7 protein-coding genes are annotated in these 9,117 nt (G+C 35.3%); 1 reads left to right on the top strand and 6 read right to left on the bottom strand.

Features of this window, described 5'->3' with window-relative positions; all coding sequences use genetic code 11:
* The coding region (locus AAV90_RS11720) for an ATP-binding protein (protein WP_046499343.1) at positions 1-272 on the top strand (272 nt) is incomplete at its 5' end.
* A gap of 45 nt (positions 273-317) precedes the next feature.
* Here the strand turns inward: AAV90_RS11720 and AAV90_RS11715 are convergent.
* From AAV90_RS11715 to AAV90_RS11690, 6 genes are all read right to left on the bottom strand, one after another.
* Positions 318-2,204 carry a DEAD/DEAH box helicase family protein gene (locus AAV90_RS11715; protein ID WP_046499341.1) on the bottom strand — a complete coding sequence of 629 codons (1,887 nt, stop codon included), beginning with the start codon at positions 2,202-2,204 and terminating at the stop codon, positions 318-320.
* Positions 2,205-2,208: 4 nt separating this feature from the next.
* Positions 2,209-2,721 (bottom strand): hypothetical protein, encoded by a 513-nt coding sequence (locus AAV90_RS11710; RefSeq protein ID WP_046499337.1) that lies wholly within the window; start codon positions 2,719-2,721, stop codon positions 2,209-2,211.
* Between the two features lie 2 nt (positions 2,722-2,723).
* Positions 2,724-3,584 carry a DNA-methyltransferase gene (locus AAV90_RS11705; RefSeq protein ID WP_046499334.1) on the bottom strand — a complete coding sequence of 287 codons (861 nt, stop codon included), beginning with the start codon at positions 3,582-3,584 and terminating at the stop codon, positions 2,724-2,726.
* Positions 3,584-4,525, bottom strand: a complete 942-nt coding sequence (locus AAV90_RS11700; RefSeq protein WP_052729762.1) for a DNA-methyltransferase — start codon at positions 4,523-4,525, stop codon at positions 3,584-3,586. The genes AAV90_RS11705 and AAV90_RS11700 overlap by 1 nt, the downstream gene beginning before the upstream one ends.
* 628 nt (positions 4,526-5,153) lie before the next feature.
* Positions 5,154-6,764, bottom strand: coding sequence for a UvrD-helicase domain-containing protein (locus tag AAV90_RS11695; protein ID WP_046499333.1), 1,611 nt, complete (start codon positions 6,762-6,764; stop codon positions 5,154-5,156).
* On the bottom strand, positions 6,749-8,788 hold the full coding sequence (locus tag AAV90_RS11690) for an ATP-dependent nuclease (RefSeq protein WP_046499331.1): 2,040 nt from the start codon (positions 8,786-8,788) through the stop codon (positions 6,749-6,751). The genes AAV90_RS11695 and AAV90_RS11690 overlap by 16 nt, the downstream gene beginning before the upstream one ends.
* Positions 8,789-9,117 lie beyond the last annotated feature (329 nt).

Genomic DNA, 9,117 nt, shown 5'->3' with positions numbered 1-9,117 from the left:
GCTCTGACCTGGTGATCATTGATGACCTGATGTTTATGGCCATTGACCGTCACGAAGCAAATCTCTTTTTTCAATTGATCAACCAGCTTTACGGGCAGACCTCCATTATCATCACATCCAACAAAGGCCCGGAAGAATGGGGTGATATTCTGGGTGATCCGGCCATTACAACCGCTATTTTGGATCGTTTAATCCACAAAAGCGAGGTTATTCATCTAACTGGCGACAGCTATCGTCTGAAGCATCGTCAAACCATTTTTGGTAACAATTAGGTGTCCAAAATTATTTAACGTTTTTTGTTCAAAACTACTTGACGGTTACATACGCCCTCTCCGTTGTATAAACTCACGCGGATTCTTTGATGAAGCAAGTATTAAGGCGTGTGTCGCAGCTGGAATATCTACTCCTTCATCTAAGCATTTAATTGAAACAAGTATACCTCCATTTATTTCAAAGTATCTTAGTGTTTCATTTCTATCACCATTCATTGCTGAATGATACTCGTACGCATCATAGCCATTTTCAACCAGTAAATTTAAGACTTGTTTCAACTGTCCTTGATTATCGCAATAAATTATCCAACGCTGCCCTTTTAAATAATGTTCTTGAATAACATTTAAAGCAAGACTAACCTTTTCAATCGCAGTTTTTAGTATTTTTGCGCGCTGAATCAGTAGATTTTTTATCTGTCCATCTTCAAAAACAAAAGATATATCACTATCATCTCTCTTTTTAGTCGCAATTAATTTGCTAAGTTTTTCGCTTAGTTCATCCCAAATTTTCTGTTCCGATTCAGAAAGTCTAATCTGGTGAGGATAATACATATATTTAGTTAGCACTCCAGAATCAATAGCATCTTTTAAAGTAAAAGGAGGCGGTATTATGTCCCCAAAATAATCAAATATAGCTTGTGTGCCTTCTGGATCTCCATAACGTCTAGGTGTAGCACTAAGTGCGAGTCTTGGGCCGGATTTTATACTCAATATTTTTCTGTGATATGGACTTCCTATTCTATGGGCTTCATCAGCAACGATAAATAGATGTTCCCCTGATGTTATTGCACCTATAAACTGATCAGATGAAGCTGTATCCATAGTTGAAAGTATAATTCTATGTCTGCTTAAACCCTTTCTAGTCCATGAAGCTAGATAACCTGATTTTTTCCATCTGTTATGTCCATCTCCACAAATGAGGATCTGTAAATTTAAATCCGATAAAGTTTCTCGTATTTCAATAAACCATTGGTTAAGTAATTCCTTTGACGGGACTAGGATAATTGGCACTTCATTCTTTTCTAAAGAATTCCTTATAGCACATAATGCTGTAAAAGTCTTTCCACTACCAGTTGCGTGTTCAAGTATACCTCTCCTTCCTCTTTGTTCCCATGCTTCAAGCGCACTAACTTGATGTGGCCTTGGAATTCTTCCGCCTTTTTTCTTATCCGCACTCCACATTTTAGCTTTATCTAATTGAACAGTTACTTCGTCAACTAGTTCTTCCCAGTTTGCTTGTGAAGCATGTTTTTCAAATATCTCTTTTGCTGTCTTTGGGAACTCGCATACATCAATATGTAAAATATTATTATTCCAAAGGTCATTGAAATATCTAATGGCATTATCTACCCGCTGTTTATCTCTGCTATCAATCCAATTTGGAAAAACATCAATAGATTCAATATTTCCATCAGCTGATAATCCTTTAAAGGTTTCATTCATTGAACCTCGAAAACCAACTGCATTACCTAAAGAATCCTTAAATATTCCCACTTTATCATGAAATAATCTTTTAACTTCTGGTGTAGCTTCAGGCTTAATTATTGCTACCTTTAAATCTATAACTCCCATCGCTACAAGACAAGCTAATATCCTTGATGGTTTACTTAAATAAGCATCATTGAGCATGTTATTAATTTCATCAATCAGTGCCGCTTCAACATCTTTAACACCTCTTGCTGCATATCCCTCATTTAGAGCAATCTGATCTTCTTCAATTATATAAGGAGAACAAATAATGCGCATTTTTCCACCGTTATACACGAACTTTTTTAGAGCTGGCCATGCGATTATATAAATTGTGCTCCCAAAATAACCTGAAACTCGATCATATATAATGGAATTCTCCATGCAGGGCAAATAAAACTCAGCAGCTATATCATGATCCGCCTTATTATAATCTGGTCTAAAATCAAAATCATTAAGTGCCATATCCTTACCCCTCTATCATCTGCTCTACCATTAAATCTATCCTTTTTCTAATTGCTAACTTCAAATTCTCAGATTTTGCAGCTATAACAATTTCTGTTCCATTGTCTGTCTTTCGATTCTGATAAGATAATTCATTAGCTAATGCTGTTAATACCGTAGCTGCTTTCACCTGTAAATTTTTATTAAAAGCAAAATCTTTATGTCGCGTTGCATCCCAAAACACAAAAACATCATGCGCTTCAATGTATCCAATTAAAAGAACTATATAACCATCTGAATAATCAAAGTTCCCTCTACATCCATAAGATTGTCCTACATTTAATACTATTTTATATTCTCCGAGTGGTCTCCCACCTGGAGGATTGCCTGAATTATATAAATAAACTCTCAACTTCTTTTCTTCTGGCATTTTAACTTTAACACATAGTGGTTTTTCATTAACATCGCTAGAATCGACTAGCGAATCCCCTAAACACTTAATAAAGTACTTATTAAGTTCTGAAGTAGTTAAACTCATAACTATTTCCCCTTTTGAAGAGTTTCTCTCAATACCTCTGACAGTCTTTCTTCAGCTGTGAGAACATATTCCTTCATGATGTCAAACCCAATAAATAACCTACCAAGTTTTAATGCTTCAACACCTGTTGTTCCTGTACCCATCCACGGATCAACCACAAGGTCATCTTCATCAGTTGTAGCAAGAATATATTTCTGTGGTAAATAACCAGGTTGTACAGCCTGATGTTTTCCTTGTTTTGATGACACAGCCCCTTTAATAACATTTTGTGGTAGCGCCCCCAGGGGATGAGGTGAAATTCTTTTTCTTTTTCTTACATATGTCAAACCGTTTTTTCTGGGCTTATATTCACTATTCTCATATATTTTTAGTGTTGCTTCTGAATATGGTCTTCGAATGGCATCAAGATTGATTTTCCATGGATTTGACTTAGCAAACCACAAATTTTGCTCGTATGCATCTTGACAAGCTACTCTTAAACCGGTGGAAACGGGGTTTTCTTTGACCCAGATTTCAATATCGACACAATGAAGCCCCCAGTGCTCTTCCATCATTATGGCTAGCTTCTCTATAACTAGCGAACGTGTTGTATTCATATTCCCTTTATGTTTATCTCTACAAGCCTTCACGTTGATAACAATAAACCCATCATCTCTTAATTTTAACTTTGCTGCATCTATAAACGGAGTCATTCTTTCTATATATTCTTCAGACCTCCATATACCGTAATTTCTTTCAGCATTTGGATATGGAGGCGAACCATATATCAATTTTATTGAATTATCCGGAAGTGCTAACATACCAGTAGCCCCATCAATACAATCAACAATAAATCTTCTACTTTGTATATCTTCTAAATACATTATATCAACCTCATCTGTTCATACTCATCGGGGAATTCAAGTTTCATCCTATCATAAGCAAGTTCACAATAATCCTTATTTGCATCTATTCCTATCCATCTTCTTTTATGTCTGTGTGCAGATACAGCCGTTGTACCTGAGCCACAAAAAGGATCTAACACAATATCATTTTCATTTGAACCTGAAAGGATAAAAAACTCAACAAGTTTCTCAGGAAATCTCGCAGGATGTGCAATCCCTTTAGCCTTACACATTTTAATAAAACTATCATTACTGCTTGTATTACCTATCTCAATTACACTACCTGGATCGTCAATATAATCTATATAATCTAACTTTATAACACTTCCTGGGTCAGAACCACCATTGTCAGGCCAGACTTTTTCACAATCAAAAGAATGTGTACTTGGTCTTGAATTATATTTTCTGTCTCCTTTACCTCTTCCTTGTAAAAATTTTAGCATGTCATGGCTATATGGTTTTCTAATAGGATCTAGATTAAATGTCCATGTATCTCCTTTGCTGAACCAAAAGCAATATTCATGAGATTTCTTTGTTCTTCCATACTTACCAGTAGAAAAAATATTAGGCGGTGTTGAAGGGTTAAACCATATATAATCTCTTACAAAATTAAAACCAATCTCTTTTACAAGCTTCAGTACTAATTCAAAAACATATAAATGTTGTTTTCCCTCAACTACCTTATCATTTATATTAAGAATAAAACTACCAGTTTCTTTAAGTACCCTTTTAAACTCAATTGCCTTTGGTAAAAACCATTCTACATAATCATCTGGATGAATTCTTGATTCATCAGTTCCATAAAAACGCTGGTCAGCATACGGAGGAGATGTAACAATTAAATCTATGGAATTTTCCGGAAACTCCTTGAGTACATCTTCGCATTTTCCTGTAATAAAACTATTAATAAACCGTTCCAATTTTTGTCCCTCCATATTAACGCTTTACTGCTTGTTAGCTTGTCAGCATACACAACTTAATTATATTTCTATTTCTAGCTTTTTTCAAGCTAATCCTACTAAAAATCATAACTTACAAAAGTCTTTACTGATATCTTACAAAATTCCCAAAGGGAAAATGTGTTAACTGTAACTAAATACTATAGAAATTACATCTATTCTATTTCCTCAACCCCCTGTAAAAAATGGTGTTATCTAATCTGGTAACTCAACTATGAATTTTCAGGGCGGTTGATATGTTCCCACAAACAATAAAATTAATGATTCCCTGACATTGCCACATCCGCAGGAACAGTCCTGAGAAAAGCAAAATGTTTGGAAACCCTTTATTTACAAGCTTTTCAATTCTTTATTTCTTAACCCTTGACATCAATGTGACGCACTCAACGTGGCACGATAGCATCAGCTTGATGTCTGGTCTGTAATTTGTTATTTTTCCGTTCTCGGGAATAGGTCGACAGTGGGTTTTATGGGGGTAGTCTGTTCGGGGAAACAGTTCTACTGTTTTTATCTGTTCGTGGGAATAAGTCAATATTGAGTTCCACCGATCCCACTGTGTTGCGCTCATTGATTTGATACAATGTACATCTTAATCCAAAGAGCAGACATTTTCGTCTCCAAATAAGGCTTTAGCCTGTGCAATAATTCTCGCAGAAGGATTGGGATAGTATACGACAAGATTGTCCATTGCCCTTGAACAACATACATAGAAAATCCTTTCTGTCCTTTGTATTACAGATTCTTTGCCTGGCGTTCGTTCAAAAAGGTATTTGAAGTTGTAATTATTCCATCTGCCGTTGTCCATTATGACAAGTACATTATCAAATTCGGCTCCCTTGATTCCATGTTGCGTCGAATATGGCGAAAAATCATTGTAGTACTTGAAATATGCAAGTACTTGAGAGGCGGGCAACACCTTAATTTTGTCATATGTTTCTGCATGATTTTCAAGAAACTCATTGAAGCGGTCATCTTTGCGAACAAAACGTTCTTTGTCAAATGCTTCAATTAGTTGTTCTATACTTATATTGAGATTTGCATATAAGCGTGATAATGATTCGCTAATCTGTTTTTTATCAGAGGCATTTTTTATCTTACGTTGCATCTCACTGATTACGTATGCGAAATCTTTTCTACCATAGCAGAATAGAATACTACCGATTTTTAGAAGGTGCCGAGCTAAGCGATCGGGTTCATTTCCTATAAGTCGGTCGTTATTTGAATAGGCAGCCAACAGTTCCCCAAACCCCAACCGAATAGCACTTAATCTATGGGTTAAAAATAGCACTCGCGTTTCTTTATAATTCTCAAAATTCCATCCAGTAGCAAATTTACTTGATTTGAAAGCCTGTAGGTCAAATTCATTGATTGAGTATATAAACGTGGCACTCCCTGATTTATTAGCAACGATTCCTTCCATTGTCATTTTTGCTGGTTGCTGTTGAATATCAAAACGTAAGTGGTTAAGTAAGCTTATCACATTTACAGCGCAGCGATAATTGTCCTCTTTTATTATTTCGCATACGTCGCCAGTAGCTACGTATGACTGAATATTACCGACACCTGAATCATAAATAGACTGCATTTTGTCGCCAAAAAATCCAACACATAATCGATCTTTGGCAGCAACTTTAATATGCTCTAAAAATATTTCGATAACTACACTTTGTGTATCCTGATACTCATCTATAAAAATATAATCATATTTATCACATAGAATTTTTGATAATAGTGGGTATGTGGCGAACATATGATTTGCGATTTTCAATAAATCATCGTGGGAAATAATCCCGTGTTCTAGATCGCGATAGTTTTGATATTCAACATAAGTAAATGTCTGCTCATTTATTTCACACTCACCTGAGTAGGCTATTCCGCTTCCTTTACTTACTTTCTCTGCAGATATTAAATTTATCACAGCGGCTTTCAAATTCTTTTGATAATCTTTTATCTCATCCCACAGAAAATCGTGAATAGTTGAAACACGAAGTTTTGAATACGGAGAGCGTTCCTTTATTTCATCTGCTGCTACATTGGTATATGTTATACAAGCCACATGTGCTTTAGAGTTACTCTTGAAAATATGATTCAAAGTTTGCATCAAAGTATAAGTCTTGCCACTCCCAGCGCCACCGCTTAGCAAAAAATTCTTTTTACCATCCAAACAAGATATGATACTTTCCATTACTGTGCCAGCCATTCCAATCCCTCCTTTATGTACAACGGGGTTGTCCATTTTTCATTATGTGTTCCACCATATAGAAGAACGTCTAGCGCAAATGAAGTTTTACTGCTAATGCATCTATCAGCAATGTCATAAAAATCTGGAGGCGAGTTGTCTAAGACGGTTATGTTCTTTAGACTAGTAAAATGGTTTTTATGGTCTACGATGAACTGCAAATTGTTACAGATAAAAGCATCCTCAAAACTGCGCGCTTGATAACAATTCTCTTCTTTTTGAAAAAGGAGGCGCAATTGTCCCTTTTCGTCAAGGCTCCACGAAGTGGTATTATTATCATAACTTAATGTTATGGGCAAAGCAGATAACGATAATATATCGGTTAAATCTGAACACTGAGTAAAATGTTTAATTGAAGCATTTGTTGTGGTCGTTCCTTCTGAAAACCTGCATTTTTTCGGTTTCCCACTTCCATCCGATTTTGCGCAATCAAGGTCGGTTATGATTAGTGTTTTAATACCTAGAAAACCAAGGAATGTGGCAAAAATATGAGAATAAGCTCCTACTTCGATTACCGAGATATTTTGTGATAGAAGAGGATTATAATTATCAGCCTCTGTACACTCATCAACCTTTTTCATCATTGCGTATATCAACATTCTTTCGGTATCGCCTTCTAATAGGATGGCTTTATCTGCAAAAAAAAGCTCCGCACGATTTAATGTTACATACTGCTTGACAAACCTATATGCGCGTTCTTCTTCTTCTTTGGTAGGCGTGTTCTCTGCGGTTACCATCTTTGAAAAAAGTGCCTTTAAACTACGGGACTTTACACTTGTGCTACTCTCCCTGAAAAAGTATTTTATATCTTCAAAATCACATTGAGATACGATGTGCGACGAATGAGTGCTGATTATAGTTTGTAGTGAAAAATCTTTACTTGACTCTAAGCAATGCTGCGTAAGAATCTTTTTAATATTCTTGATAAAAATGTACTGCATTTGTGGGTGGGTATGTGCCTCGGGTTCTTCAATGAACAAGAGATTAAGCGGGGCAGGATCTTCATCAGGCTTATTTTTCTTTGATAACTGATCAAGTTTAATTCGTATGTTGAAAATAATAGCAAACAGATTCAAGTACCCTAAACCGTTATAATCTTCTGGCAAAAGTGTATCTTCATGCTTATATTTCACAGTCGTATTATCTTGAAATATCTTTTTTTCACTTAGTGTTGATATGATTGATAATTCAGCTTCTTGAGGATTATAAGACATAGCGGCGATTTCTTTTATAACAGGACGAAAGAGATCATGATAAATCCCAGTTAAACTTTCATCTGTTTCGCTAAGCTTTTTCTGTAACTCCGGAAACTCTTCTTCGGAGACAACACTGGAATTGTAGTATTTTCCAGCAAGAAAGGAAAGAGCTCGGCTATGTCCCTGCTCATTATCAACATCACGCTTTGCACCAATTATCTGCATTGAAATAACAGAACTTACTATATCACTGTTAATAATCTTGAAATTTGTCTCATTGCCGTATTCAAGTGCTTTTATGCGCACTGTAAAATACCTATTAATATTGTTTCTGAGGTAGTATTCAAAATCTCTATTTATGCCTTTAGATTTGTATTCTGAATAATCGCTGACAAGTTTAAGATACTTTTCATACCCTAAAAAATATTCAAAAAGAACAACAAGTTGGTGCATCTCACTATCTAAATCCAAAAGTAATGCAGAAGCGTTACCAAGATTGTCGGTATCGTTATAAGAGATGTATAGTTTCAATGATAGCAGCGGTTCAACATATTCTTCAGGAGAGCTATTATTATTTTCGCAGGCAAGAATATCTTTTTGCGTATTAATATTAAAATCATCAAACGTAAACTCAGGTTTGTTTTCAGAGAGAAACTTTTGAAGAATTGAGAGGAAAGATGTTTTCCCCGAATTGTTTTTCCCAATAACTAATGAAAGGATATCCTCAAAATCAACATCCAATTCTTTTAACATTCTAAAGTTTCTGATTTGCGCTAAATCAAGTTTCATATACACATCCCCCTATGATTGCTGCTTTTTTATTTCTCAAGTATTTAGTTAATATATTTTAGTGGAATGCCACTTTCTATCTTTCGCATTTTAAACTTTGTAGTTTTTATAATTGAGACTTTTGCATAATTCAAAAAAATATTCGAAAAAAGATAAGTCAAAGCTATCTGTTATAATTAGCAATAACATTTATTACCATGTTGGCTAAGATATAACAGTCAGACTATGACAATTTCCGAAAAAGGACATAGTACCCCCTTCAAAGTATTTTGTTCTTTTAAAACCCGATAGATTTAAGTTATGCAGCCAGCGACTGCGTATTGCTATCT

The organism is Syntrophomonas zehnderi OL-4 (assembly GCF_000983115.1).
Classification (GTDB): Bacteria; Bacillota; Syntrophomonadia; order Syntrophomonadales; family Syntrophomonadaceae; genus Syntrophomonas_B; species Syntrophomonas_B zehnderi.
Note: the sequence above shows the minus strand (reverse complement) of the source record. Positions and strands in the feature narration are given on the sequence as shown.